Source organism: Pseudomonas ekonensis, assembly GCF_019145435.1.
Taxonomy (GTDB): Bacteria; Pseudomonadota; Gammaproteobacteria; order Pseudomonadales; family Pseudomonadaceae; genus Aquipseudomonas; species Aquipseudomonas ekonensis.
Genome location: NZ_JAHSTS010000002.1, coordinates 410,203 through 432,636, shown reverse-complemented (window position 1 = coordinate 432,636; position 22,434 = coordinate 410,203). Strand labels below are relative to the sequence as shown.

Sequence of the window (22,434 nt, the reverse complement as noted above, 5' to 3'; positions counted from 1 at the left end):
GGTGGTTTTTCAGGTGTGCCGCTGGTGTCACTCGCCGCGGTAGATGCAGCCGCTGGTGCAGGTCTCGTGGATGCGGATCGCGCTGAGCTCCGGCAGCAGGGGCTTGAGCTCGTTCCAGATGAACTTGGCCAGCACTTCGCTGGTCGGGTTCTCAAGGCCGGGGATGTCGTTCAGGTAGTTGTGGTCCAGGCGCTCGTACAGCGGCTTGAAGATCGCCTTGATCTCGGAGAAGTCGCGGATCCAGCCGGTGTGCGGATCGATGTCGCCGCTCAGGTGGATGGCCACCTTGAACGAATGGCCGTGCAGGCGTCCGCACTTGTGGCCGTCCGGCACGTGGGGCAGGCGGTGGGCGGATTCGAACGTAAATTCCTTGAAGATTTCCACGGTGATGTCGGCTCTGTTCAGATGGCGTCGCGTCAGCGATTCGGGCAGGCGGCGAGTTTACCAGCTTGTCTGCGGCCGTGCGGCAAAACGCTGACTAAAGGGTCAGCAGGCGTTCGGCGAGGCGACCGTTGGCGGCCAGTTCGAGAAACTCATCGCCCAGCCGTTGGCTTTCGTCCATCGCCGCGCGCCAGTATTTCTGCCGGGCGGGCGCATCGCCCATGAAGCGCTTGAAGTCGTTGCGGTCCGGCAGCTTGCCGTAGGGCAGGCGCGCCAGGTATTCCTTCGACGGGGCGAGCAGCAGCACATCCTGCAGGCGCTGGGTCGACGCCCGGCGCCAGGGCAGGGTCTTGTCGAACCAGCCGGGGATGACCCGGTCGGTGAAGTGCGGATACAGCACGATGCCGTCGCCGCTGTAGGGCAGGTCGAGGTGGTAGTCCAGCAGGCCGCCGTCGCGGAACGTGCCGGCGCCGGCCCCCGGCAGGTCGCGCACGCCTTCCATCACCATCGGGATCGAGCCCGAGGCCAGCAGCGCCTGGCGCAGGTTGCCGGCGTTCAGGGCGATGAAGCGCGAGGGGAAGTCGTTCAGCGCGTCCACCGGGGGCGCCAGGCGCGGGTCATGGATGATCAGCCGTTCGAAGTGCCGCGCCAGACGTGCCCGGCCGCGCAGGTTGTCGGCGATCACCGAGCCCAGCGCCAGGCCCAGTCGGCCACGGTGATCGTCCGCCAGCCGGCCATGGCTTTTGACCACCATGATGTTGAGGCGGTAGTGGGGGTTGTCGAGCAGGCGCGCGTCGCGGCCGTCCAGCAGGTCATCGAGCATGCGCCGGGAACTGCGGCTGACCTCGGTGACGGTCACGCCCTTGTTGAAGTTTTGCTCGGTGTACAGGTGGCCGAGGCGGCGGATGCCTTCGGCGGCGTCCGGCAGGCAGGCGCTGGCGAAGCGCCAGGAACCTACCGACGCGCCGATCAGCGAGCGCTCCCGCGGCGCCGCCGGCAGCCATTCGCCGAACAGCGCCAGGTCCAACCCCTGGATCCCCAGCGCCTTCGGCCCGCCGGCGGCGCCGGGCAGGGTGCCGACGTCGGCGGCGCTCAGGCCTCGGGCGCGGATGCGCGCCATGGCCCGGGGGCCGGCCTTGAGGGTGAGGGCGGGGAACTTGATGTGGATGGCGGTCATGTCGGCCTCGGTCGATGGCGAGCGGGGATTATAGAGCCACTGCGGACCCTGTGGGAGCTGGCTTGCCAGCGAGGACGCAAGGACAGTCACTGCGATGTCGCACGCAGAATCGCTATCGCCGGCAAGCCAGCTCCCACAGGAAGTCCGGCAGGAGGTTGTGTCGGGCAGGGCAATGATGGCCATTCAGTTTCAATTAAGTTCACCCCGCTAAGGTGACGCCCCGCAGCACATAAAAATACGGAGACACCCCATGAAAACCCTGACTGCCCTGTCCATCGCCTCGATCATCGGCCTGACCGCGAGCCTCGCCCACGCCCGCGACCTTGGCCCCGATGAGGCCCTGCGCCTGCGCGACGCTGGTACTATCCAGTCTTTCGAGAAGCTCAACGCCGCAGCGCTGGCCAAACACCCAGGTTCAACGGTCACCGACACCGAGCTGGAAGAGAAGTACGGCAAGTACCTCTACCAGATCGAACTGCGCGATCCGCAGGGCCAGGCGTGGGACATGGAACTGGACGCGGTCAGCGGGCAAGTGCTCAAGGACCATCAGGACACGTAATGAAGCCGTATTTTCTGTATCCGCGCGTCGGGAGCCGTCTGGCCCTGGCGCTGTTGGCGTTCTGCTCGCTGGCGGCGGCCCGCGACCTCGGCCCCGATGAGGCCCTGCGCCTGCGCCAGCAGGGCGTGATCCTGCCGCTGGAGCAGGTGCTGCAACAGGCGCTGGACCGTTATCCCGGCGCCAAGCTGCTGGAGGTCGAGCTGGAAGAGAAGCACGACGTCTATGTTTATGAAGTCGAACTGCTGACGGTCGAAGGGGTGGCCCGCGAGCTGCACCTCAAGGCCGACACCGGGCAACTGCTCAAAGACAAGGAAGATTGACCGATGCGTCTGCTATTGGTGGAAGACCACGTTCCGTTGGCCGATGAGCTGCTCGCCGGCCTGCAGCGCCAGGGCTATGCGGTCGATTGGCTGGCGGACGGGCGCGATGCGGTCTATCAGGGCGCAAGCGAGCCCTATGACCTGATCGTCCTCGACCTCGGCCTGCCCGGCGTGCCGGGGCTGGAGGTGCTGGCGCAGTGGCGGGCCGGCGGGCTGACCGTGCCGGTGCTGATCCTCACCGCCCGGGATTCCTGGGCCGAGCGCATCGAAGGCCTGAAGGCCGGGGCCGACGATTACCTGACCAAACCGTTCCACCCGGAGGAACTGTTCCTGCGGATCCAGTCGCTGCTGCGCCGCTCCAAGGGCCAGGCCAACCAGCCGACCCTCAAGGCCGCCGGCCTGCACCTGGACGAAGGCCGCCAGTGCGTGACCCGCGACGGCGCCGACATCCAGCTGACCGCCGCCGAGTTCCGCCTGCTGCGCTATTTCATGCTCCATCCGCAGCAGATCCTGTCCAAGAGCCACCTTGCCGAACACCTCTACGACGGCGAGACCGAGCGCGACTCCAACGTGCTGGAAGTCCACGTCAACCACTTGCGGCGCAAGCTCGGCAAGAGCGTGATCGAAACCCGCCGCGGCCAGGGTTACCTGTTCGGCGGGCAGGCTTCGTGAGGTCGATCCAGCGGCGCCTGAGCCTGGGCCTGATCAGCGTGATGGTGATCGTCGGCCTGGTGCTGGCGCAGGTCAGCCTGTGGCTGTTCGAAGTGGGCCTGCAGCGTTACCTCGAGGCCGGCCTGCGCAACGACAGCGAAAGCCTGCTGGTGGCGCTGGTGCGCGGCCCGCAGGGTTTGCAGCTGGATGAGCGGCACCTGTCGCCGGCCTATCAGCGGCCGTTTTCCGGGCATTACTTTCGCATCGATTTCGCCGACAGCCACTGGCGCTCGCGCTCGCTGTGGGACCAGGACCTGCCGCTGCTGGATCACCCCGGCCTGCACAGCAACCTGCAACTGGGCCCCGGCGGCCAGCAGTTGCTGGTGCTGCGTTCGGACTACCGGCGCCTGGGCCAGTCGATTTCCATCAGCGTCGCCCAGGACTACACCCCGGTGCGCGAGAGCTTCCGGCGCATGCGCCAGGTCGGGCTCGGGCTCGGGCTGGCCGGGCTGCTGTTGATCCTGTTGCTGCAACGGCTCACCGTGCGCCGGGCCCTGCGCCCGCTGGAGACCGCACGGGAACAGATCGCCCAGTTGCAGCAGGGCCAGCGTTCGCAGCTCGACGAGCAAGTGCCGACCGAGCTGGAACCGCTGGTGGCGCAGATCAACCATTTGCTGGCCCACACCGAAGACAGCCTCAAGCGTTCGCGCAACGCCTTGGGCAACCTCGGCCATGCGCTGAAGACGCCGTTGGCGGTGCTGTTGAGCCTGGCGTCGAGCGAACGGCTCGACGGGGATCCGCAGCTGCGCAAGATGCTCACCGAGCAACTTGCGCAGGTGCAGCAGCGGCTCAACCGCGAGCTCAACCGCGCACGGCTGTCCGGCGATGCGCTGCCGGGGGCGTTGTTCGACTGCGACGCGGAGCTGCCGGGGCTGTTGGCGACGCTGAACATGATCCACGGCGAACACCTGGCGTTGAGCTTCACGGCGCCTGCGGGCCTGCAACTGCCATGGGACCGGGAAGACTTGCTGGAACTGCTCGGCAACCTGCTGGACAACGCCTGCAAGTGGGCCGACGCCGAGGTGCGCCTGAGCGTGGTCGAGGCCGCGGGTGGTTTCGTGCTGAACGTCGAGGACGACGGCCCGGGCATCCCCGAGGCCCAGCGCGACCAAGTGTTCAGCCGCGGCACCCGGCTGGATGAACAGACCGACGGCCATGGGCTTGGGCTGGGGATCGTGCGCGACATCGTCGAGGCCTGGGGCGGGACACTGGCGCTGCGCGAGAGCGAGTGGGGCGGGTTGAGCGTGGTGATCGAACTGCCCAAGCGTTGAGGGCTGGCGGGAGCTGCGGCGGCGCCTTGACCGACGCCATCGCTGGCAAGCCGGCTCCCACAGGTTTTGACGGTGAACACAGCGTCTGCGACCACCCAGGCCCTTTGTAGGAGCCAGCCTGCTGGCGATGGCGGCGTCATGTTCAGCCTTGAGGTGACTGACCGGCCGCTATCGCGAGCAGGCTCGCTCCTGCAGGTTGTTCCAGCGGTGGGTCAGACGCGGAACTGATCCATCAGGCCCTGCTGCTGGTTCGCCAGGCTGTTGAGCGACTGGCTCACCCGCGCCGATTCGTTGGCCTGGCCGGACAGCGATTCGGTCACGTCGCGGATGGTGGCCACGTTGTTGTTGATCTCCTCGGCCACCGCGCTTTGCTCTTCCGCCGCGCTGGCGATCTGCAGGTTCATGTCGCTGATCACCGTCACCGCGTCGCCGATCTGGCGCAGCGCCGTCACGGCCTGGCCGACCTGTTCCACGCTGCCCTGGGCCTGGCGGTGGCTGTTGCCCATCGAACCGACCACGTCCTGGGTGCCGCTCTGCAACTGCTCGATCACCTGGCGGGTCTCTTCCACCGACTCCTGGGTGCGGCGGGCGAGGTTGCGCACTTCGTCGGCGACCACCGCGAAGCCACGTCCGGCCTCACCGGCGCGGGCCGCTTCGATGGCGGCGTTGAGCGCCAGCAGGTTGGTCTGCTCGGCGATGGCGCGGATGGTCTCCAGCACGGTGCCGATCTTCTCGCTGTTGGCGGCCAGGCCTTCGACCTGCACCATCGCCGCGCTCATGTCGGCGGCCAGGGTGTCGATGCTGGCGGTGGTGCGGTCGATCACGGTCAGGCCCTGACGGGTGGCGCGGTCGGCGTCCTTGGCCGCTTCGGCGGCTTGCGCTGCGCTGCGGGCGACGTCCTGGGCGGTGGCGCTCATCTCGTGGGACGCGGTGGCGACCTGGTCCACCTGGCGGTATTGCTGCTCCATGCCGGCGCTGGTCTGGGTGGCGATGGCCGAGGACTGGTCGGCGGTGTTGCGCGCATCCTGCACCGAGCGCTTCACCTGGGCGATGATCGGCTGCAGCTTGTCGAGGAAGCGGTTGAACCAGCCGGCCAACTGGCCCAGCTCATCGTTCTTGTCGTAGGCCAGGCGCCGGGTCAGGTCGCCTTCGCCGCTGGCGATGTCTTCGAGCATGTGCGCCACGCCGAGGATCGGCTTGGTCACGCTGCGCGCCATCAGCCACACCAGCAGCAGGCCGAGCAGGGCGGCGAGGGCGCCGAGGCTCAGCTCGATCAGCGTGCCCGAGCGGTTGCTGGCGTCGAGTTGCTGCTTGAGGGCTTCGGCGCGGCTGACCAGCACCTTTTCCGGCACATCGAGCAGCACGCCCCAGGACGGACCGCCCGGGATCGGCTGGAACGGCGACAGCACTTTCAATTGCTGGTTGCTGTGCAGGCTGCTCACGGTCTTGCTGGAGGCCAGCAGGCCCAGCAGTTCGGCGCCGCTGGCCTTGTCCACGGCGTCCAGGCGCTGGCTGAGCTTGCCGGCGTCGGGGCTGTGGCCGGCGAGCAGGCCGGCGGGGCTGATGATGCTCACGGCGGTCTGGCCGTCGTAGAGCTTCTTGCTGGCGTTCTGGCTGATGGCCTGCAAGCTGTTGAGGTTGATGTCCACCGACAGCGAGGCGATGACTTTGCCGTTGACCGTCAGCGGGAACACGATGCTGGTCATCAGCACCTTCTGGCCGTCGATCACATAGAAGTAGGGCTCGATCACGCAAGGCTTGAGCGTGGTGCGAGGGCAGGTGAACCAGGCGTTGGCGGCCTGGCCGCTGGGGCCGGTGCTGGTGTCGGCCATGTCGCTCTCGGGCAGGGCCATGGACGTGACCTTGCCCGGCGTCGGCTGCGACCAGTACAGGGCGAAGCGGCCCTTGTCGTTGCTGCCCAGTTCTGCCTGGCCGGCGAACAGTTCGTCCTTGCCGTCCAGCGCGTTGGCCTCGAACACCAGCGACAGGCCCAGCAGCTCAGGGTTGGCCTGCAAGGCCGACTTGACCTGACGGGTCATGTCCTCGCGCAGGTCGAAGGCATCCAGGAAGCGCTTCTCGGCCTGTTCGCGCAGGAACAGCACCTGGCGCGAAAAGCCGTGGCCGTACTGATAGGCGTCCATGAACTGCTGGCGGATGAACGCCGCCTGCACCTCGCCCTGGGATTCGATGCGCGCCTGGGCCGATTCGGTGAGCATTTCCATGCTCGACGCCTTCACCAGCTCGGAACTGTGCTCCATGCGGTACAGCGAAAGACCCACCAACAGGGTCACGATACCGGCCAGGCAGAGCCCGGCGAGCAGGGTGATTTTCCATTGGATGGAAAGTTGTCTGAGCGACATGGAGACGTCCTTATTCGATATTTATCTGAGACTTTGCACTGTAACGGCTTGGGGGGGGAATTCTTGAGCTGCAAGCTGCAAGCTGCAAGCTGCAAGCTGCAAGCTGCAAGCTGCAAGCTGCAAGCGGTAAGCGGTAAGCGGTAAGCGGCAAGCGGCAAGCGGTAAGCGGTAAGCGGCAAGCGGTGAGCGGTGAGCTGCAAATGGCGAAAGCTTGCAGCTTGTCACTTGCAGCTTGCCGCTGCATCCGTCACAGTGCGCGCCCTTCTAACAAGACCCTCGATCCAAATCCGCTGGCGGCCTCCGGGCGTTGCCGGGCGGACTCATCCTGTCTGGCGGTGAAACGCATCCATCGCCGTGTTTTTGAGGTAGTGAAATGAATGCAGTGATTGCTGCGGTCGGCGTCATGCTGATCCTCAGCCTGTCCCGTGTGCACGTGGTGATCGCGTTGATCGTCGGTGCGCTGGTCGGTGGCCTGACCGGCGGCCTGGGCATCGACGCCACGCTCAAGGCGTTCAACAGCGGCCTGGGCGGCGGGGCGACGGTGGCGTTGTCCTACGCGTTGCTGGGCGCGTTCGCCGTGGCCATCGCCAAGTCCGGCCTGGCCCACGCGCTGGCCGACAAGGCCCTGGCCATGGTCGACCGTCAGCACACCAGCGGCGGCGGCAGCGTCAAGTGGCTGCTGATCGGCCTGCTGTGGGTGGTGGCGATCGCGTCGCAGAACATCCTGCCGATCCACATCGCGTTCATTCCGCTGCTGGTGCCGCCGTTGCTTTACGTGCTGACCAAGCTGCAACTGGACCGGCGCCTGATCGCCTGCGTGATAACCTTCGGTCTGATCACCCCGTACATGGTGTTTCCGGTGGGGTTCGGCAACATCTTCCTCAATCAGATCCTGCTGGCCAACGTCAGCAAGGCCGGGGTGGACATCAGCCAGGTCAACGTCATGCACGCGATGGCCATTCCGGCGTCGGGCATGGTGTTCGGCCTGCTGCTGGCGGTGTTCTTCAGCTACCGCAAGAAGCGGGTCTACGACCTGGAGAAGATCGAGCAGGTGGAACAGGTCAGCGTCGCCTATAACCCGATGACCCTGGGGATCGCCTTTTTGGCCATCGCGGCGGCGTTCATGATCCAGTTGCTGCTGGACTCGATGATTATCGGGGCGCTGGCCGGTTTCCTGATCTTCTCCGCCTCCGGCATCGTGAAATGGCGCGAGACCGACGACCTGTTCACCGAAGGCATGAAGATGATGGCGATGATCGGCTTCATCATGATCTCGGCCTCAGGCTTTGCCGAGGTGCTGAAGGCCACGGGCGAGGTGCGCACCCTGGTGGAAAGCGCGGCGGCGTGGATCGACCACAGCCAGGCCATCGGCGCGTTGCTGATGCTGCTGGTGGGGCTGATGGTGACCATCGGCATCGGCTCGTCGTTCTCCACGGTGCCGATCCTGGCGGCGATCTTCGTGCCGCTGTGCGTGCAGCTGGGCTTCAGCCCGATGGCGATCGTCTGCATCGTCGGCACCGCCGGCGCCCTGGGCGACACCGGCTCGCCGGCCTCGGACTCGACCCTGGGCCCGACCTCCGGCCTGAACATCGACGGCCAGCACCACCACATCTGGGACACCGTGGTGCCGACCTTCCTGCACTACAACCTGCCGCTGCTGGCGGCCGGGTGGCTGGCCGCGATGGTGCTCTGACCTCCAGCGGTCGCTTGTTGGCTCTCACGCAGGCACGGGTGGGAGCCCCCGGCTCAACTTTTGGTTCGGCAGGCCGTTAACGCCTTTATCCACGCCAATAAAACCAAAAGAGTGAGCCCGTCCATGCGTCTGAGCCTCAAGGCTAAAGTCCTGTCCCTTGCCGTCCTTCCGGTGTTGCTCTTTGCGCTGGTGATCAGCCTGACCGTGCTGTTCATCCTTCAGGAACAGGCGCACAAGGAAGTCGAGCAGACCCGCGAACGCCTGCTCGGCGACGCCAAGGCCACGCTGCAAAGCTACGTCGCCGTGGCCATGACCACGATCAAGCCGCTGTACGACGCCGCCGCGCCCGGCGACACCGCCGCCCGGGCCCAGGCGATCAAGCTGCTGTCGAGCATCAAGTACGGCAAGGACGGCTACTTCTTCGGCTACGACTCCGAGACCGTGCGCCTGTTCAAGGCCAACGACCCCGACGGCGTAGGCAAGAGCTTCAAGGACAACCGCGACCCGAACGGCGTCTACGTCAACCGCGACCTGGTGAAGGTGGCGAAGGACGGCAGCCATTACCTGCAATACAGCTCGCCGCTGCCGGGCAATGCCCAAGTGCTGGTGCCCAAGCTCGGCTACACCGAATACCTGCCCAAGTGGGACATGGCGGTCGGCACCTCGGTGAACCTGGACGGCATCGAAGCGCAAGTGGCGGCGGTCGAGGCCACGGTGCAGGAGCGCATGCAGGGCGTGGTGCTGAGCATCGTCGGCGTGGCCGTGGTGGTGCTGCTGGTGATCGCCGCGGCGGGCATGCTGCTGGCCAACACCATCCTGCGCCCGTTGAACCTGATGAAAGCCAACCTCGACGACATCGCGGCGGGCGAGGGCGACCTGACCCGGCGCCTGACCATCACCAGCCAGGACGAGCTCGGTGAGCTGGCCGGCTCGTTCAACCGCTTCGTCGACAAGATCCACGGCCTGGTGCGGCAGATCACCGAAATGACGTCCCAGCTCACCGGCCTGGTGACCCAGGTGTCGGACCAGGCGCACCGCTCCGATCAGGCCATGGAGCGCCAGCGCCACGAGACCGATCAGGTCGCCACGGCGATCAACGAGATGTCCGCCGCCGCCCAGGAAGTGGCCAAGAGCGCGCAGAACGCCGCCGTGGCCGCCCGTCAGACCGACGAAGAAGGCCAGGCCGCCAAGCGGGTCGTGGCCGGCAGCATCGAGCAGATCCATGCGCTGGTGGAGGACATCCGCCACAGCGGCGTGTCCCTCGACAGCCTGCAGCAGGACGTGTCGTCGATCGTCGGCGTGCTCGGGGTGATCCGCTCCATCGCCGAGCAGACCAACCTGCTGGCGCTCAACGCCGCCATCGAGGCGGCGCGGGCTGGCGAGGCCGGGCGCGGTTTTGCGGTGGTGGCGGACGAAGTGCGGGCGCTGGCCAGCCGCACGCAGATCAGCACCCAGGAAATCCAGGGCATGATCGACCGATTGCAGGCCGGCACCCAATCGGCGGTCGAGGCCATGCGCCGCTCCAGCGAGGCCGGCGACGGCACCTCGGCCCAGGCCAATCAGGCCGGCGCATCGCTGGATGCGATGGCGGAACTGATCGCGACCATCAACTCGATGAACGCCCAGATCGCCAGCGCCGCCGAAGAGCAGACCGCCGTGGCCGAAGAGATCAACCGCAGCGTGCACCAGATCGCCGTGGCCGTGGACAGCGTGGCGGACGAGACGCAGCTCGGCGCCCAGACCTCGCGCAGCCTGGCCGAACTTGGCCAGCGCCTGGGCCGGCTGGTGGGGCAGTTCCGCATCTGAAGCCATGCGGCGCCCGGACGGGCGCCGTCCACCGGGTTCGTCTCGTGCGCACTTGCTGTGAAAGACCGGATATCCGCGGCAGCTTCTACACTGGTGGTACGGCTTGACCTCCAAGCCCCAGACCACCACCACGAAAGGAGTCTGACCCATGGCCGACAAAATCTGCGATTGCCCCAAATGCAACTGCAAGCTCGGAGAGCATCCCGTCGTGCGGCACGGCAAGCACTATTGCTGCGAGGCCTGCGCCAAGCACCATGAGCACGGTGAGGAATGTTCAAGCCAGGGCTGCAAGTGCGCCCACTGAGCTGAAACCGGAAGTGGAGCCTAATCGGGCTCCACTTCCAGTTTCAGGCGCGCGTCGTCCAGGTGTTCGACCCGCAAGACAGTGCCTTGCAGGCGTCGCCCCTGCACCCGCACATCCACGGTGCTGGCCTGTTCCAGGCCCTGCGGCAGCGGGGCGGACACGCACAGCGCAAACCGGTAGGGGTCGTCCGCGACCGATTCCAGCCCGACCCGGCACTCGACGCTCTTGATGACGTGCCCGGACGGCGTCTCCAGCCCGTAGTCGAGCCGCGCCAGGCTGCTGATCGATGTCATGGCGGCTATCCCCCGTGTCTGCCGGTGACCGGACAAGCTTAGCTTGCCGGTCGCCAGGTGACGTTCTCCACGCCGAATTTCTCCGCCGTCGGCTTGCTGGTCTTCTGCACCTTTTCCCGGCCGAAGCGCGGGATCCGGCCGACGCCAGCGTCGCAGCTCGCCCAGTGCCAGGCCTCGACGTTGTCCATTTTCTCCGAACGGATGATGAACGACTTCGGCGCGCCGTGAAGGGTGTATTCGATGACAAACAGTTTTGCGTTGTTCATAAAGCCCCGGTTCCTCCCTGTTGTTATAGAGGGATCGCGGCGCGCCGGGAAAATTCACTCGGATGGTCCGGCGGCGCGTTGGCGGGCGGATCGGCGACTGGTTACCATGCGCTTTCCTCCAAACCGATGACCGTCCGCCATGGCCCTTGCCGCGCCCCCTGACCTGAGCGATACCGATGTGCCGGTGCAGCCGCTGGCGCGCACCTATCCGCGCGGGCTGTTCATCGAGCCCCATGAGCATGTCTGGGGCCAACTGCTGTATGCCATGAGCGGGGTGATGTGGGTCGAGACGCCCCACGAGGCGCTGGTGGTTCCGCCGCAGCGGGCGGTATGGCTGCCGCCGGGGGTGCCCCACGGGATCCGCGTGGTGTCGGACCTGCAGATGCGCAACATCTACCTGCGCCCGGCGCTGGCCGCGACGCTCGACGCCACGGTGCAGGTGATCGAGGTCGGCGGTCTGCTGCGCGAGCTGATCGTCGGGCTGGTGGAGGAGGGTGACAGCGGCGATCCGGCCTATTACGACGCGCTGGTCGGCCTGGCCCTGCTGGAGCTCAAGCGCGCCCGGCGCTCGCAACTGAAGATCCCGCTGCCGGACGATTCCGACCGGCGCCTGATGAACCTGTGCCAGGCGGTCATGGCCGCGCCTTCGCTGGACATCCCGTTCGAGCGGCACGCGGAGAACGCCGGGGCCAGCGTGCGCACCCTGGCGAGGCTGTTCAAGGACGGCCTGGGCATGGGCTTCGCCGAATGGCGGCGGCAGGTGCAACTGGCGACCGCGGCGGCGGAGCTGATCCAGGGCGTGCCGGTGAGCGCCATCGCCCGGGAGCTGGGGTATTCGCCGAGCAGCTTCAGTGACATGTTCCGCCGCGAGCTGGGCGTGGCGCCTTCGCAGTACGGTGCGGGCACGGGCTCCGGTTGATCGCGGTCCCTTGTGGGAGCGAGCCTGCTCGCGATGGCGGTCTTTCAGTCGAAGCCTGTGCCGGATGTTCCGACGCGATCGCGAACAGGCCCGCTCCCACAGTGGTCGCGCCGGATCCGGACCTTTGACCGAAAGTGAATAGGCGGCTGGCGATGGCGCCATTGAGGGCGCCGAAGGATTGGCCGAAATTCGGAAGTCCTTGGCCGATGCCGCCGCACGCCTTTCCCTAGACTCTGCCCATTCCCTTCCTCAGGCGGAGCTGTCCCATGAATTACCTGATTTCCCTGGCGGTCGGCCTGGGCGTCGGCCTGCTGTACGGTGCGCTGGATGTCCGCTCCCCGGCGCCGCCGACGATTGCCCTGGTCGGTCTGCTCGGCATGCTGGCCGGTGAGCAGTTGTGGCCGATGGGCCGGCAACTGGTGGCCGGCTGGCTGTCCTGAATCCCTTTTTTTCCAATCGGTGGATGTACCCATGAAAGCATTGCAGTTCGATCAAACGGGCGATTTGGCTTCCCTGCGCTTCGTCGAGGTGCCGACCCCGGTGCCGGGCGCCGATGAGGTGCTGGTGCAGATCAAGGCGGCGGGCCTGAACCCCAGCGACGTGAAGAACGTGCTCGGGCGTTTTCCCTACACCACGCTGCCGCGCATTCCCGGCCGGGATTTCGCCGGGGTGGTGGTCGAAGGGCCGTCGGCGCTGATCGGCCGGGAAGTGTGGGGCACGGGCCGTGAGCTGGGCTTCTTCGCCGACGGCTCCCATGCGCAATTCGTCAAGCTGCCGGCCAACGGTGTGGCGCATAAGCCTTCGCACCTGAGCTTTACCCAGGCCGCCAGCCTCGGCGTGCCGTACACCACGGCGTGGGACGCATTGGAACGCAGCCTGGTGAGCGCCGAAACGCGGCTGCTGGTGATCGGCGGCGGGGCGGTGGCCACGGCGGCGCTGGCCCTGGCCAAGGTGCGCGGAGCCCAGGTGCTGGCGGCGGCGCGCCGGCCAGAGCAGGTAGAGGCTTTGCAGGCCCAAGGCTACCGGACGATCCTGCTGGACACGCCGCAGGCGCTGGGCGCTCAGGTCAATGCGGTGTACCGCGGCGGGGCCGATGTGATTTTCGACACCACCGGATTCTGGCTGCCGGCCTCGGTGGCGGCGCTGGCGACGTTCGGGCGGATCGCGATCATCGCCGCACCGGTGGACGGGCATGTGCAACTGCCGGCGTTGGCCCTGTACCGCAAGGGCGGCTCGGTGGTCGGGATCAACTCGTTGCTGTACGGCGTGCAGGCCTGCGCGGCGATGCTCGAGCAATTCGGCCGCTACTTCGACGAAGGCTTGCTGCCGTTGCCGCAGGGGCTGGTGGAAGCGCCGCTGGAGCAGGGGCTGGCCCGTTACGCCGAGGTGAATCAGGGCAGTGGGGACAAGGTCATCCTGATGCCGTGATGCGAGGCCTTCGGGGAGGGCGGGGCGGTCGCCGGCATGGCTGGGCTTCGGCAGAAATTGCCTGCGTGCCGGCCACCCGGTAAAGTGCCGCTCCCCCCCGTTCTGCCTGAGGTCGCACCATGAGCCAGCCCATCGATATTGCCGTGATCGGCGCCACCGGTACCGTCGGCGAAACCCTTGTGCAGATTCTCGAGGAGCGCGACTTCCCGGTCGGCAACCTGCACCTGCTGGCCAGCAGCGAATCCGCCGGCAGTTCGGTGCCTTTTCGCGGCAAGAACGTGCGGGTGCGGGAAGTCGATGCGTACGACTTCAGCAAGGTCAAACTGGCGTTCTTCGCCGCCGGCCCTGCCGTCACCCTGAGCTTCGCCGACCGCGCCCATGCCGCCGGCTGCTCGCTGATCGACCTGTCCGGCGCCTTGCCGGCCGAGCGGGCGCCGCAGGTGGTGCCGGAAGCCAACGCCGGCGTGCTGGACGGCCTGAAGGCGCCGTTCCAGGTCGGCAGCCCGAGCCCGTCGGCCACGACGCTGGCGGTGGCGCTGGCGCCGTTGCGCGGTCTGCTCGACCTGCAGTCCGTGCACGTCACCGCCAGCCTGGCGGTATCCGCCCTGGGGCGCGAAGCCGTCACCGAGCTGGCGCGCCAGACCGCCGAGCTGCTGAACATGCGCCCTCTGGAGCCGTCGTTCTTCGACCGTCAGATTGCCTTCAACCTGCTGGCCCAGGTCGGCGCACCGGACGCCGACGGCCACACCTCCCTGGAAAAACGCCTGGTGCGCGAGCTGCGTCAGGTGCTGGCCAACCCTTCCGTGAAGATTTCCGCGACTTGCATTCAAGCCCCGGTGTTTTTTGGCGATAGCTTTAGCGTGACCTTGCGGTCAGCGGACGCGGTCGACCTGAAAAAGGTCAACGCCGCGCTTGAGCGCGCGCCCGGCATTGAGCTGGTCGAAGCCGGCGATTATCCGACGGCGGTCGGTGACGCGGTGGGGCAGGATGTGGTCTATGTCGGGCGGGTGCGCGGCGGTGTCGACGAGCCGGCGGAACTAAATCTGTGGCTGACGTCAGATAACGTGCGCAAAGGCGCGGCCCTCAACGCGGTGCAGGTCGCCGAATTGTTGATAAAAGGCCTGCTGTAAAAGATACTTGGCAACAATTTGTCGACTGAATCTAGCCGAGCGCTATGCTTGGCCGGAGCGCTTGGCAACGAGTCACTCTCCGGGACTTTCCGGGGCATCAAAGAAATGATCGCGCGCGGCCCGTTTCCGTCGTCGCGCGCAATGCCTTGCGGCAGCGGTATTCAAGACTTCTCGCTGGCCGAGGAATGTTCAGACAAAGGAAGAGGCTATGGTTCAAGTTCGCAAACTGGTGTTAGCAATAGCGGCCGCCTCGGCGCTGTCATCCGGTATGGCGCATGCCCTCGGGCTCGGGGAGCTGACCCTGAAGTCGACCCTGAACCAGCCGCTGGTGGCGGAGATCGAGCTGCTCGACGTCAAGGATCTCACCGCCGCCGAAGTGGTGCCGAGCCTGGCCTCGCCCGAAGACTTCGCCAAGGCCGGTGTCGACCGCCAGGTCTTCCTCAACGACCTGACCTTCACCCCGGTGCTCAACGCCAGCGGCAAGAGCGTGCTGCGCGTGACGTCGAGCAAGCCGCTGTCCGAGCCGATGGTGAAGTTCCTGGTGCAGGTGATGTGGCCCAATGGCCGCCTGCTGCGCGACTACAGCGTGCTGCTGGATCCGTCCAAGTTCTCCCCGCAGACCGCCGACGCCGCCCAACAGGCCCCGGTGCAGACCATCACCGCGCCGACCACCGGCGCCACCCATCCGGCGCAATACACCACCACGCCGCGCGACACCCTGTGGGAAATCGCGGCCAAGGCGCGCAACGGCGGATCGGTGCAGCAGACCATGCTGGCGATCCAGGCCCTCAACCCGGATGCGTTCATCGACGGCAACATCAACCGCCTGAAGACCGGCCAGGTGCTGCGCCTGCCGGATTCGGTGCAAAGCACGGCGCTGCCGCAATCGAAGGCGATCGCCGAAGTGGCGGCGCAGAACACCGCCTGGCGCCAGGGTCGCCGTTACGTGGCCAAGCCGGGCAGCGGCCAGCAGCAGTTGGACGCGACCAAGCGTGGCCGCAGCAACGCGGGCGCTGCGCCGAACCCCAAGGACAACCTGAGCCTGGTCTCCGCCGAAAGCGGCAAGGCCCGCGGCAAAGGCCCGGCCGGCGACGCCAAGGCCCTGAGCAACAAGCTGGCGGTGACCCAGGAAAGCCTCGACACGACCCGTCGCGACAATGCCGAGCTGAAAAGCCGCATGGCAGACCTGCAGAGCCAGCTGGACAAGCTGCAGCGCCTGATCGAACTGAAGAACAATCAACTGGCGAAGATGCAGGCCGAAGGGGCTGCGCCGGCCGCCGCACCGGAAGCTGCGCCTGCGCCGGCTCCGGTGCCGGCCATCACCGCCGAGCTGGCCACCACGCCGCCGGTCGCCCCGGCGCAAATCGCCCCGGCCGCTCCGGCGCCCGAAGCGGCTGCGCCTGCGCCCGCCGAGCCTGTGGTCGAGCCGAAACCGGCCGCCGATGACGACAAAGCCTTCAACGAACTGCTGACCAACCCGATCCTGCTGGGTCTGGCCGGCGGCGGCGCCATCGTCCTGCTGCTTCTGCTGTTGCTGCTGGCCCGCCGGCGCAAGGCCCAGCAGGAAGCCGAGAAGCACCTGCGCATGGCCCGGGCCCTGGAGGAGCAATCCTTCGAGCCTGAACTCGATCTGCCGGAAAGCAGCTTCGAAGGCCTGGAAACGCCGGCGGCGAGCGTCAAGCTGAACCCCGCACCTGCTCCGGCGCCAGCCCCAACGCCAGCCCCGGCCCCGGCCGTCGAGCCTGTCGTGGTGGCGCAGCCGATCGCCGCGCCGCTGGTCGCGCCGGCGGCCGAGCGCACCGATGACGTGCTGGCCAAGGCCCAGTCGCACATCGACGGCGGTCGCCTGAACCAGGCCGCCGCGCTGCTGGAGGAGGGCGTGAGCCTGGAGCCGCAGCGCAGCGATCTGCGCCTGAAGCTGATGGAAGTCTACGGCCGCCAGGGCGACCGCGACATGTTCGTCGGTCAGGAGCGTCAGCTGGTCGCCAACGGCGAGAACTTCGCCAAGGTCGAAGAGCTGAAGAAGCGCTTCCCGGCCATGGCGGTCGTCGCCGCCACCGGGCTGGCCGCTGCGGCCATGGCCGCCGAGCTGGATGCCGAATACGTCAAGGAACTGCTGCTCGACGAGCCGCAGGCCCCGGCCGAAACCGACAACGAGCTGGACAGCGCGTTCGACCTGAGTCTCGACGATCTGGACAACATCAAACCGGTGGAGCCGGCGGCGGTGGTTGAGCCTGAGCCTGCTGCGCTCGTCGAGCCCGAGGCGCCGGTCGAGCTGGACGAGTTCCCGGCCGATGACGACCTGAGTTTCGAGTCCGTGCTGCAGCAGCAGACCGAAATCAAGGAAAACCTCGACGACCTGCCGGAGTTCGACCTGGACCTGGACCTGGGCGCCGAAGCGTCGCCGGCCACGCTGGCCGAAGACGATTTCCTGCTGGATCTGGACGACGGCGCGAAGGATCTGCCGCCGGTCGAAGCGCCGGCCGTGGCCCAGGCGCCGATCGACGAGCTGGATCTGCCGGCGGACTTCGACCTGTCCCTGGCGGACGAAATGGACGCGACCCCTGCAGAACCGGATGCGTTCTCCGCCGAGCTGGACGACGTCAACGCAGAGCTGGACCGCCTGTCCCAGAGCCTCGGCGAGCCGAGCTTCAGCGAAGCTGACGCGGCCATGGGCGGTGACCTCGGTGAGCTGGGCGAGGATGACTTCGACTTCCTCTCCGGCACCGACGAGGCCGCCACCAAGCTCGACCTGGCCCAGGCCTACATCGACATGGGCGACAACGACGGCGCGCGCGACATCCTCAACGAAGTGCTCAGCGAGGGTGACGACAAGCAGAAGAACGAGGCCCGGGAGATGCTTTCGCACCTGGCCTGATCCGGCGTTCGGCGGTAATGAGAACGGCAGCCCATCGGGGCTGCCGTTTTTGTTTCGGTGGCAGGCATTGGGTGACTGTTCCGGCCTCATCGCGGGCAAGCCCGCTCCCACAGGTCTTGTGCACGATACGGTCAGTGTGGGAGCGGGCTTGCCCGCGATGAGGCCGGAACACCCGCTGGAGAACTTTCTGGCATCCCCCATTCATGGCCTTATAATGCCCGCCTTTGTGGATCTGCAGGCTGTCCCGCTTTGGCAAACATAGATAACCCGGCCGCCGAAATGGCCCCCGAAGGCTTTTTCCGCATCGCCCTGGGCGTTGAGTACAAAGGTTCGCGCTACCGCGGCTGGCAACGCCAGGCCACAGGCGTGCCGTCGGTGCAGGAAGAGCTGGAAAAGGCTCTGTCGAAGGTCGCCGATTCGCCGGTGGCGATCCAGTGCGCCGGCCGCACCGACGCCGGGGTGCACGCCTGCGGGCAGGTGGTGCACTTCGATACGCAGGCCGTGCGGTCGCTGAAGGCCTGGGTCATGGGCGCCAACATCAATCTGCCCCACGACATCAGCGTCAGTTGGGCCCAGGTGATGCCGGCCCACTTCCATGCGCGCTTCAAGGCCGTCGCCCGGCGTTACCGCTACGTGATCTACAATGATCAGATCCGTCCGGCGCACCTCAATGAGGAAATCACCTGGAACCACCGTCCGCTGGACGTCGAGCGCATGGCGCAGGCGGCGCAGTGCCTGGTGGGCACCCACGATTTCAGCGCGTTCCGCGCCGGCCAGTGCCAGGCCAAGTCGCCGGTCAAGAAACTCCATCACCTGCGCGTGACCCGCCACGGCAAGATGATCGTGATCGACATCCGCGCCAGCGCGTTCCTGCACCACATGGTGCGCAACATCGCCGGGGTGCTGATGACCATCGGCGCCGGCGAGCGCCCCGTGGAGTGGATGAAAGAGGTGCTGGAAAGCCGTGAGCGGCGCTCCGGCGGGGTGACGGCGCACCCGTTCGGGCTCTATCTGGTGCAGGTCGAGTACCACGACGAGTTCCCGTTGCCGGAGCGTTTCATCGGGCCGCATTTCCTGACCGGTTTCGCTGAACTGGACGGCTGACGCCCTCGAATGCATTTGCTACCATCCGGGACTTTCACGGATTTGCCTTGGGGTTCTATCGACATGTCAGCCGTTCGCAGCAAGATTTGCGGGATTACCCGCTTAGAGGATGCGCTGGCGGCCGTCGAGGCCGGGGCCGACGCCATCGGTTTCGTGTTCTACGCCAAGAGTCCGCGGGCGGTGACCGTGCAGCAGGCGCGGGCGATCATCCGGGCGCTGCCGCCGTTCGTGACCACGGTGGGCCTGTTCGTCAACGCCAGCCGGTGCGAACTGGGGGAGATCCTCGACGCCGTGCCGCTGGACCTGCTGCAGTTCCATGGCGACGAGACCGCCGCCGAATGCGAAGGCTGGCACCGGCCGTACATCAAGGCGCTGCGGGTCAAGGCCGGTGACGACATCGCCGCTGCCTGCGATGCCTACCCGAGCGCCAGCGGCGTGCTGCTCGACACCTACGTCGAAGGCGTGCCGGGCGGAACCGGCGAGGCGTTCGACTGGTCTTTGATTCCGCAGGGTTTGAGCAAGCCGTTGATCCTCGCCGGCGGCCTGACGCCGGACAACGTCGCCGACGCCGTCGCCCGGGTGCGGCCGTATGCGGTCGATGTCAGCGGCGGGGTGGAAGCGAGCAAGGGCATCAAGGATCACGCCAGGATCCGGGCGTTCATCAACGCCGCACGCGGCAACGCAGCACCGATGTGACGGCTGGCAGACTGCCGCCGTCCATAACTGCACTTGCAACAAGCAGGCGCGGCTGAGGATGTTTGGATTGCGCGCAAGGTCGCTTCCCGCCGACCCGGCAGTCCACCGGTCATCGCCGCACACAATGAATTTAGCTGAAGGGCATACGCGGGGCCGCGAACCAGAGCGTTCGGGCCGCCGGTACTGGAGAAAGAAAGCATGAGCAACTGGTTGGTAGACAAACTGATCCCTTCGATCATGCGTTCGGAGGTCAAGAAGAGCTCGGTGCCTGAAGGCCTGTGGCACAAGTGCCCGTCCTGCGAGGCTGTGCTGTACCGTCCCGAGCTGGAAAAGACCCTGGACGTTTGCCCCAAGTGCAACCACCACATGCGCATCGGCGCACGTGCGCGCATCGACATCTTCCTGGATGCCGAAGGCCGCAGCGAACTGGGCGCCGACCTGGAGCCGGTCGACCGTCTGAAGTTCCGCGACGGCAAGAAGTACAAGGACCGCCTGACCGCTGCGCAGAAGCAGACCGGCGAAAAAGACGCCCTGATCTCTATGAGCGGCACCCTGCTGGGCATGCCGGTGGTGGTGTCGGCGTTCGAATTCAACTTCATGGGCGGTTCCATGGGCGCCATCGTCGGTGAGCGTTTCGTGCGCGCCGCCAACTACGCCCTGGAAAACCGTTGCCCGATGATCTGCTTCGCCGCCTCCGGTGGCGCGCGCATGCAGGAAGCCCTGATCTCGCTGATGCAGATGGCCAAGACCTCGGCGGTGCTCGCTCGCCTGCGCGAAGAAGGCATCCCGTTCATCTCCGTGCTGACCGACCCTGTCTACGGCGGCGTATCCGCCAGCCTGGCGATGCTCGGCGACGTGATCGTCGGTGAGCCGAAGGCCCTGATCGGCTTCGCGGGCCCGCGCGTGATCGAGCAGACCGTGCGCGAAAAACTGCCGGAAGGCTTCCAGCGCAGCGAGTTCCTGCTGGAGCATGGCGCCATCGACATGATCGTCGACCGCCGCAAGCTGCGTCCGCGTCTGGGCAACCTGCTGGCGCAACTGACCGGCCAGCCGACGCCGACCTACGTCGCCGCTCCGGTCGAGCCGATCGTCGTTCCGCCGGTGCCTGCCAACGTATGACCGAGCGCACCCTTGGCGAGTGGCTCGCCTACCTCGAGCAGTTGCATCCCTCGGCCATCGACATGGGGCTTGAGCGTTCGCAACAGGTAGCGTCCCGCATGGGGCAGGGCCAGCCGGCGCCTCGGGTGATCACGGTCACCGGCACCAACGGCAAGGGTTCGACCTGCGCATTCGTGGCTTCGCTGCTGCGGGCGCAGGGCCTGAGCGTCGGTGTCTACAATTCTCCGCACCTGCTGCGCTACAACGAGCGGGTGCAACTCAACGGCGTCGAAGCCACCGACGCGCAACTGTGCGAAGCCTTTGCGGCGGTCGAGGCAGGGCGCGGCGACACTTCCCTCACTTACTTCGAAATGGGCACCCTGGCGGCGTTCTGGCTGTTCCAGCGCGCGGGGCTCGATGCGGTGGTGCTGGAAGTCGGCCTGGGCGGGCGTCTGGACACGGTCAACGTGGTGGACGCCGATATCGCGCTGGTCACCAGCATTGGCGTCGATCATGCCGAGTACCTGGGCGACACCCGCGAATCCGTGGCCTTCGAAAAGGCCGGCATCTTCCGCGCCGGCAAGCCGGCGCTGTGCGGCGACCTGAACCCTCCGCAACCGTTGCTCGACAAGGCCCGCGAGCTGGCGTGCCCGTTCTTCCTGCGCGGGCGTGATTTCGACCTGGGCGTGACCGACCGGCATTGGCAATGGCGCGGGACGGACAGCCAGGGGCAGGTCGTCGAGTTGCCGGACTTGCCTCTGCTCGACCTGCCGATGGAAAACGCCGCGCTGGCGCTGCAGGCCTATCTCGTGTCGGGCCTGCCGTGGGAGCGTGAGCAGATCGTCGGTGCGTTGCAGGCCACCCGGGTGGTCGGCCGTCTCGACCGGCGCTCGTTCGACTGGAACGGCAAGCGTCTGAATCTGTTGCTGGATGTGGGCCACAACCCGCATGCGGCGCAATACCTGGCCCGGCGCCTGGCGGCGCGGCCACCGGCCGGCAAGCGCCTGGCGGTGTTCGGGCTGCTGGCGGACAAGGATCTGGATGGCGTCGTCGGCGCGTTGAATGCTAGTGTCCAGCACTGGGCCGTGGCGCCGCTGGATTCGGCGCGGGCCCGCCCGGTCGCCGAGCTGCACGCGGCGTTGCAGGGGCTGGGTGCGTCCGTCACGTCTTACGACAGCGTGGCGGCCGCCCTGGAAGGGCAGTGCGCTGTGGCCACGGACGAAGACGAGATTCTGTTGTTCGGATCATTTTATTGTGTTGCCGAGGCCCTCGAATGGCTGGCCCGGCGCTCCACGGAGGAAGCGGCAGATGGCATTGCTGGATAAGGCGTACAAACAGCGCATGGTCGGCGCCCTGGTGCTGGTGGCGCTGGCGGTGATCTTCCTGCCGATGCTGTTTTCCCGTCAGGACGAGCAGCGTCAGGTGACCGTCGATGCCCCGACCGCGCCGCAGGCGCCTGCCGTGGCGCAAGTGCAGATGGAACCGGTGGCGGTGCCTGAGCCGCAAGCCTTGCCGCAAGAGCCGGTGCCGAGCGATGAAGACGTCGCCGAGCAGTCGGCGCCTGCGATGCCGATTGCGCCGGCTGCGCCTGCACCAGCCCCTGCGCCGGCCGCGCCTGTCGCGGCGGCGAAACCGGTGGCCCCTGCGCCGGCGCCGGTGGTCAAGCCCGCACCGGCTCCGGCCCAGCCGATTGCCGCGGCAGCGACCAAGCCGGACACCAGCGCAAGTCGCGTCGATGCCAACGGCCTGTCGGTGAGCTGGTCGGTGCAACTGGCCAGCCTGTCGAGCCGCGCCAGCGCCGAAAGCCTGCAGAAAACCCTGCGCAGCCAGGGCTACAACGCCTACATCCGTTCCGCCGACGGCAAGAATCGGGTGTTCGTGGGGCCGCTGATCGAGCGCGCCGAGGCCGACCGCCTGCGGGATCTGCTCAGCCGTCAGCAGAACCTCAAGGGCTTCGTCGTGCGTTTCCAGCCTGAGCGCGGCTGAAAACTATCGTCCCGATTGAAATGCACTGACAATCGCAGCTTACCGACAGCCCTG

General features: G+C 66.8%; 22 protein-coding genes and 1 pseudogene. 17 read left to right on the top strand and 6 right to left on the bottom strand.

The window, feature by feature from the left end; all coding sequences use genetic code 11:
* Positions 1-27: 27 nt before the first annotated feature.
* Positions 28-384: a 6-carboxytetrahydropterin synthase QueD gene (gene queD, locus KVG96_RS15050; protein WP_085577504.1), complete on the bottom strand. Its 357-nt coding sequence runs from the start codon at positions 382-384 to the stop codon at positions 28-30.
* A gap of 94 nt (positions 385-478) precedes the next feature.
* Positions 479-1,558, bottom strand: coding sequence for a patatin-like phospholipase family protein (locus KVG96_RS15045; protein ID WP_217892849.1), 1,080 nt, complete (start codon positions 1,556-1,558; stop codon positions 479-481).
* Between the two features lie 250 nt (positions 1,559-1,808).
* On the opposite strand from KVG96_RS15045, the gene KVG96_RS15040 reads away from it, so the two are divergent.
* Genes KVG96_RS15040 through KVG96_RS15025 form a run of 4 tightly spaced genes read left to right on the top strand, consistent with a single transcriptional unit; the run spans position 1,809 to position 4,419 of the window.
* The gene (locus tag KVG96_RS15040) at positions 1,809-2,117 is read left to right on the top strand and encodes a PepSY domain-containing protein (protein WP_085577502.1); all 309 of its coding nucleotides are present in this window, start codon (positions 1,809-1,811) and stop codon (positions 2,115-2,117) included.
* The gene (locus tag KVG96_RS15035; RefSeq protein WP_217892848.1) at positions 2,117-2,437 is read left to right on the top strand and encodes a PepSY domain-containing protein; all 321 of its coding nucleotides are present in this window, start codon (positions 2,117-2,119) and stop codon (positions 2,435-2,437) included. Before KVG96_RS15040 ends, KVG96_RS15035 begins: the two co-directional genes overlap by 1 nt.
* A gap of 3 nt (positions 2,438-2,440) precedes the next feature.
* Positions 2,441-3,109 (top strand): response regulator transcription factor, encoded by a 669-nt coding sequence (locus tag KVG96_RS15030; RefSeq protein ID WP_217892847.1) that lies wholly within the window; start codon positions 2,441-2,443, stop codon positions 3,107-3,109.
* On the top strand, positions 3,106-4,419 hold the full coding sequence (locus tag KVG96_RS15025; RefSeq protein ID WP_217892846.1) for a sensor histidine kinase: 1,314 nt from the start codon (positions 3,106-3,108) through the stop codon (positions 4,417-4,419). Before KVG96_RS15030 ends, KVG96_RS15025 begins: the two co-directional genes overlap by 4 nt.
* Positions 4,420-4,631: 212 nt before the next feature.
* On the opposite strand, the gene KVG96_RS27820 is transcribed toward KVG96_RS15025, so the two are convergent.
* Both KVG96_RS27820 and KVG96_RS27815 read right to left on the bottom strand, forming a co-directional pair.
* Positions 4,632-5,387, bottom strand: coding sequence for a methyl-accepting chemotaxis protein (locus KVG96_RS27820; RefSeq protein ID WP_437180520.1), 756 nt, complete (start codon positions 5,385-5,387; stop codon positions 4,632-4,634).
* Between the two features lie 102 nt (positions 5,388-5,489).
* Positions 5,490-5,636: pseudogene (locus KVG96_RS27815) on the bottom strand (HAMP domain-containing protein); the annotation flags it as partial.
* 1,516 nt (positions 5,637-7,152) lie between these two features.
* Between KVG96_RS27815 and KVG96_RS15015 the strand changes: the two are divergent.
* The 3 genes from KVG96_RS15015 (at position 7,153) to KVG96_RS15005 (ending at position 10,582) form a co-directional block, all read left to right on the top strand.
* Entirely contained in the window at positions 7,153-8,472 is a 1,320-nt protein-coding gene (locus KVG96_RS15015; protein ID WP_217892844.1) for a Na+/H+ antiporter family protein, read from the top strand.
* A gap of 123 nt (positions 8,473-8,595) precedes the next feature.
* Positions 8,596-10,278 (top strand): methyl-accepting chemotaxis protein CtpM, encoded by a 1,683-nt coding sequence (gene ctpM, locus KVG96_RS27930; RefSeq protein WP_217892843.1) that lies wholly within the window; start codon positions 8,596-8,598, stop codon positions 10,276-10,278.
* Between the two features lie 148 nt (positions 10,279-10,426).
* On the top strand, positions 10,427-10,582 hold the full coding sequence (locus KVG96_RS15005) for a metallothionein (RefSeq protein ID WP_217892842.1): 156 nt from the start codon (positions 10,427-10,429) through the stop codon (positions 10,580-10,582).
* 20 nt (positions 10,583-10,602) lie between these two features.
* Here KVG96_RS15005 and KVG96_RS15000 read toward each other — a convergent pair whose 3' ends face one another.
* Both KVG96_RS15000 and KVG96_RS14995 read right to left on the bottom strand, forming a co-directional pair.
* Positions 10,603-10,875: a hypothetical protein gene (locus KVG96_RS15000; protein ID WP_217892841.1), complete on the bottom strand. Its 273-nt coding sequence runs from the start codon at positions 10,873-10,875 to the stop codon at positions 10,603-10,605.
* Between the two features lie 38 nt (positions 10,876-10,913).
* Positions 10,914-11,141: a DUF6555 family protein gene (locus tag KVG96_RS14995; RefSeq protein WP_217892840.1), complete on the bottom strand. Its 228-nt coding sequence runs from the start codon at positions 11,139-11,141 to the stop codon at positions 10,914-10,916.
* A gap of 139 nt (positions 11,142-11,280) precedes the next feature.
* Here KVG96_RS14995 and KVG96_RS14990 point away from each other — a divergent pair, with 139 nt between their 5' ends.
* The 10 genes from KVG96_RS14990 (at position 11,281) to KVG96_RS14945 (ending at position 22,380) form a co-directional block, all read left to right on the top strand.
* Positions 11,281-12,060, top strand: a complete 780-nt coding sequence (locus tag KVG96_RS14990) for an AraC family transcriptional regulator (RefSeq protein WP_217892839.1) — start codon at positions 11,281-11,283, stop codon at positions 12,058-12,060.
* A gap of 266 nt (positions 12,061-12,326) precedes the next feature.
* A complete protein-coding gene (locus KVG96_RS14985; RefSeq protein WP_085577492.1) occupies positions 12,327-12,500 on the top strand; it encodes a DUF1427 family protein in 174 nt (57 codons plus the stop codon).
* Positions 12,501-12,531: 31 nt separating this feature from the next.
* On the top strand, positions 12,532-13,488 hold the full coding sequence (locus tag KVG96_RS14980; protein ID WP_217892838.1) for a quinone oxidoreductase family protein: 957 nt from the start codon (positions 12,532-12,534) through the stop codon (positions 13,486-13,488).
* Between the two features lie 119 nt (positions 13,489-13,607).
* The gene (locus KVG96_RS14975; protein ID WP_217892837.1) at positions 13,608-14,618 is read left to right on the top strand and encodes an aspartate-semialdehyde dehydrogenase; all 1,011 of its coding nucleotides are present in this window, start codon (positions 13,608-13,610) and stop codon (positions 14,616-14,618) included.
* 208 nt (positions 14,619-14,826) lie between these two features.
* On the top strand, positions 14,827-17,496 hold the full coding sequence (locus tag KVG96_RS14970) for a motility hub landmark protein FimV (RefSeq protein ID WP_217892836.1): 2,670 nt from the start codon (positions 14,827-14,829) through the stop codon (positions 17,494-17,496).
* Between the two features lie 279 nt (positions 17,497-17,775).
* A complete protein-coding gene (gene truA, locus KVG96_RS14965) occupies positions 17,776-18,600 on the top strand; it encodes a tRNA pseudouridine(38-40) synthase TruA (protein ID WP_217894232.1) in 825 nt (274 codons plus the stop codon).
* 63 nt (positions 18,601-18,663) lie between these two features.
* A complete protein-coding gene (locus tag KVG96_RS14960; protein WP_217892835.1) occupies positions 18,664-19,296 on the top strand; it encodes a phosphoribosylanthranilate isomerase in 633 nt (210 codons plus the stop codon).
* A 198-nt stretch (positions 19,297-19,494) separates the two neighbouring features.
* Complete coding sequence (gene accD, locus KVG96_RS14955; RefSeq protein ID WP_217892834.1) at positions 19,495-20,415, top strand: acetyl-CoA carboxylase, carboxyltransferase subunit beta; 921 nt, start codon at positions 19,495-19,497, stop codon at positions 20,413-20,415.
* Positions 20,412-21,719, top strand: a complete 1,308-nt coding sequence (gene folC / locus KVG96_RS14950) for a bifunctional tetrahydrofolate synthase/dihydrofolate synthase (RefSeq protein WP_217892833.1) — start codon at positions 20,412-20,414, stop codon at positions 21,717-21,719. Before accD ends, folC begins: the two co-directional genes overlap by 4 nt.
* Positions 21,703-22,380, top strand: coding sequence for an SPOR domain-containing protein (locus tag KVG96_RS14945; protein WP_217892832.1), 678 nt, complete (start codon positions 21,703-21,705; stop codon positions 22,378-22,380). Before folC ends, KVG96_RS14945 begins: the two co-directional genes overlap by 17 nt.
* Positions 22,381-22,434 lie beyond the last annotated feature (54 nt).

What these genes read in the sequence shown, in the direction of transcription:
- KVG96_RS15040 (WP_085577502.1), top strand. Translation starts at nt 1,809, where the DNA reads ATGAAAACCCTGACTGCCCTGTCCATCGCCTCGATCATCGGCCTGACC.
- KVG96_RS14970 (WP_217892836.1), top strand. Translation starts at nt 14,827, where the DNA reads ATGGTTCAAGTTCGCAAACTGGTGTTAGCAATAGCGGCCGCCTCGGCG.
- accD (WP_217892834.1), top strand. Translation starts at nt 19,495, where the DNA reads ATGAGCAACTGGTTGGTAGACAAACTGATCCCTTCGATCATGCGTTCG.
- KVG96_RS14975 (WP_217892837.1), top strand. Translation starts at nt 13,608, where the DNA reads ATGAGCCAGCCCATCGATATTGCCGTGATCGGCGCCACCGGTACCGTC.
- KVG96_RS14960 (WP_217892835.1), top strand. Translation starts at nt 18,664, where the DNA reads ATGTCAGCCGTTCGCAGCAAGATTTGCGGGATTACCCGCTTAGAGGAT.
- KVG96_RS15000 (WP_217892841.1), bottom strand. Translation starts at nt 10,875, where the DNA reads ATGACATCGATCAGCAGCCTGGCGCGGCTCGACTACGGGCTGGAGACG.
- folC (WP_217892833.1), top strand. Translation starts at nt 20,412, where the DNA reads ATGACCGAGCGCACCCTTGGCGAGTGGCTCGCCTACCTCGAGCAGTTG.
- KVG96_RS14990 (WP_217892839.1), top strand. Translation starts at nt 11,281, where the DNA reads ATGGCCCTTGCCGCGCCCCCTGACCTGAGCGATACCGATGTGCCGGTG.
- KVG96_RS27820 (WP_437180520.1), bottom strand. Translation starts at nt 5,387, where the DNA reads ATGGAGCAGCAATACCGCCAGGTGGACCAGGTCGCCACCGCGTCCCAC.
- KVG96_RS14945 (WP_217892832.1), top strand. Translation starts at nt 21,703, where the DNA reads ATGGCATTGCTGGATAAGGCGTACAAACAGCGCATGGTCGGCGCCCTG.
- KVG96_RS15015 (WP_217892844.1), top strand. Translation starts at nt 7,153, where the DNA reads ATGAATGCAGTGATTGCTGCGGTCGGCGTCATGCTGATCCTCAGCCTG.
- KVG96_RS15030 (WP_217892847.1), top strand. Translation starts at nt 2,441, where the DNA reads ATGCGTCTGCTATTGGTGGAAGACCACGTTCCGTTGGCCGATGAGCTG.
- ctpM (WP_217892843.1), top strand. Translation starts at nt 8,596, where the DNA reads ATGCGTCTGAGCCTCAAGGCTAAAGTCCTGTCCCTTGCCGTCCTTCCG.
- KVG96_RS15005 (WP_217892842.1), top strand. Translation starts at nt 10,427, where the DNA reads ATGGCCGACAAAATCTGCGATTGCCCCAAATGCAACTGCAAGCTCGGA.
- KVG96_RS15045 (WP_217892849.1), bottom strand. Translation starts at nt 1,558, where the DNA reads ATGACCGCCATCCACATCAAGTTCCCCGCCCTCACCCTCAAGGCCGGC.
- KVG96_RS14980 (WP_217892838.1), top strand. Translation starts at nt 12,532, where the DNA reads ATGAAAGCATTGCAGTTCGATCAAACGGGCGATTTGGCTTCCCTGCGC.
- KVG96_RS14995 (WP_217892840.1), bottom strand. Translation starts at nt 11,141, where the DNA reads ATGAACAACGCAAAACTGTTTGTCATCGAATACACCCTTCACGGCGCG.
- truA (WP_217894232.1), top strand. Translation starts at nt 17,776, where the DNA reads ATGGCCCCCGAAGGCTTTTTCCGCATCGCCCTGGGCGTTGAGTACAAA.
- KVG96_RS15035 (WP_217892848.1), top strand. Translation starts at nt 2,117, where the DNA reads ATGAAGCCGTATTTTCTGTATCCGCGCGTCGGGAGCCGTCTGGCCCTG.
- KVG96_RS14985 (WP_085577492.1), top strand. Translation starts at nt 12,327, where the DNA reads ATGAATTACCTGATTTCCCTGGCGGTCGGCCTGGGCGTCGGCCTGCTG.